The 2,319-nt window shown below is 62.2% G+C and carries 2 protein-coding genes; one reads left to right on the top strand and one right to left on the bottom strand.

Annotated features, from left to right (window positions below):
- Nucleotides 1-35: 35 nt before the first annotated feature.
- Nucleotides 36-656: a thermonuclease family protein gene (locus EN893_RS29730; protein ID WP_127270829.1), complete on the bottom strand. Its 621-nt coding sequence runs from the start codon at nucleotides 654-656 to the stop codon at nucleotides 36-38.
- A gap of 75 nt (nucleotides 657-731) precedes the next feature.
- Here EN893_RS29730 and EN893_RS29735 point away from each other — a divergent pair, with 75 nt between their 5' ends.
- A complete protein-coding gene (locus EN893_RS29735) occupies nucleotides 732-2,252 on the top strand; it encodes a HAMP domain-containing sensor histidine kinase (protein WP_127270826.1) in 1,521 nt (506 codons plus the stop codon).
- Nucleotides 2,253-2,319 lie beyond the last annotated feature (67 nt).

The raw sequence follows: 2,319 nt of genomic DNA on the forward strand, positions 1-2,319 counted from the left end.
CCTGTTCGTTCTCGGTTCGGCTTTCAGGACGCGCATCACCAGAAGCGAAAAATCTCGCGGACGGCATCGCCGATCGAGGCCAATGTGCCGTGCTTCTTCTCGACGACTTCGCCGTGACGGCTGTCTCGCCAATTCTGCGGCTGGTCGAACGTTCCCGCCCAGATGCCGGCCTTTCCCGCCCGGGCGACGGCCTCCTCGCTCTCGAAGTCGCCATACGCAACCGCCCAGCCCGCCTCGACCTGCGCGCGGTTGAGATCCTTGCCGCCGGCGGTGCAGTCGCCGAGCAACCGGCCATAACGATCACGTTGCCAGCCGGTACAAGAGACGGGCTTGCCGGCGATCAGGCGAACGAGCGACTGGCGCGCAAGCGTGCCGCAGGAATAGTCAGTACCGTTCTTGCGGCAGGTCTGCGTATATTCCGGAGCATCGATGCCGCGCATGCGGATACGCTCGGTGCCAAGCGTGATCGAATCGCCGTCGTTGATGATTGCCACGCCTTGCGTCTTGCGTGTCTCCACCCGGTCGAGGCGGGCCGCCAGCAGGATCAGCAGTCCGAGGATGATGACGGCAAGCCCGTAATCCACCAGCCGGCGCCACAGGCTTCTGGGGCGCGCAACGTATCTCCGGCGCGGTCTTGGCGACCATGAGCGGCTCATATGGCAAACGGTTGGTTAATCATTCGAACGTAGCTTAACACTTGGAAACCGCTGCTCGCATAAATTGAAGTTTTGATGCCCTTGCAACGCTCGAACACAGCGGACAAGTTCATTGTGGACCGCAGGAAACCTCATCGCAACAGCGATGTGGCGCGCGCGGTGCGCAAGACGCGTGACCGTCTTTCGCAGCAGGCCGGCAATCCCGATTTCGATCGTGAACTGCTGAAGCTCCATGCCCGCGCGATGACCAGCGGCGCCATCGCCATCCCGCTTCTTGTCCTGGCGATCGCGGCGGCCGGCCGGCTGGCCGGAATCGGCAACGAGATCGGGCTCTGGGCGCTGTTCACCCTGACCTGCTACACTATCGTTGCCTTCATGGCGCGGCGCATCGAGCGCACGGAAGCTTCCGAGCTCAACCCTTCGCAAGCAGGACGGGAATTCCTGATCGGCCATTTCCTGTGCGGTCTCGGCTGGGCATGGTTCGTGTGGCTTGGCTGCAGCGTCTGCGAGGTCGATCCGTTCCACATCGTCAAGGCCGTGGTGCTGTTGTTCGCCATGGCGGCGACCGCGGTGATGACCTCGTCTCTGCGTGGGGCGCTGTTGGCGACCTTTGCCGTTCCCGTGGCGCTCTACGCTTATGCCGGCGCCAAGCTATGGATGCCGGTCGAGGCGATCATGGCCGCGCTGCTGGTCGTTTCTCTGCCGTTCTTCGCCTATGTGGCCCGTCATCTCAACCACTCGTCCCTGATGATGTTGTCGTTCCGCTCCGAAAAGGATGCGCTGATCGCTGAACTGGAGACGGCGAAATCGATGTCGGACGAGGCGCGGCGGCGGGCCGAAGACGCCAATCTGGCGAAATCGCGGTTCCTCGCTTCGATGAGCCACGAATTGCGCACGCCGCTCAACGCCATTCTCGGTTTTTCCGAGGTGATGTCGAACGAGGTGCTGGGGCCGATGAGCAATCCCACCTATCGCGACTATGCCCATGACGTGCACGAATCTGGCCAGCATCTGCTCGACCTGATCAACGAGATCCTCGACCTTTCGCGCATCGAGGCCGGCCGCTACCAGCTCAATGAAGAACCGGTGATGCTGCTTGGTATCGTCGAGGACTGCTGTCACATGATGGAGTTGAGGGCGCGCAACAAGGATATCCGGGTCGTCCAGGATTTCGAGCACGAGCTACCGCGCCTTTTCGCTGATGAGCGTGCGGTGCGACAGATCACGCTCAACCTTCTGTCGAATGCGATAAAATTCACCGCTACCGGCGGTGAAATCCGTGTCCGCGTTGGTTGGACGGCGGGCGGCGGACAATACATTTCAATCAAGGACAACGGACCGGGCATACCGGAAGACGAGATCCCGATCGTGCTTTCCGCCTTCGGCCAAGGCTCCATTGCCATCAAGAGCGCCGAGCAAGGCACCGGGCTTGGCCTGCCGATCGTGCAAGGGCTGCTCGCCATGCATGGCGGCGAGTTCGAACTTCATTCCAAGCTGCGCGAAGGGACCGAGGCGATCGCGATCTTCCCGCTCAGCCGGGTGATGGAGGAACTGCCGGCACTGCCGACCGCGGCGGTGGCGGCTCGACGACGGTAATCCGGCAAGACTCTAGCCACGTACCGCAGCTGCCATGCCCGAACTGGTCAGCGCGGCGGCCTTGACC

The sequence above is a fragment of the Mesorhizobium sp. M7A.F.Ca.CA.004.04.2.1 genome, assembly GCF_004022825.1.
Classification (GTDB): Bacteria; Pseudomonadota; Alphaproteobacteria; order Rhizobiales; family Rhizobiaceae; genus Mesorhizobium.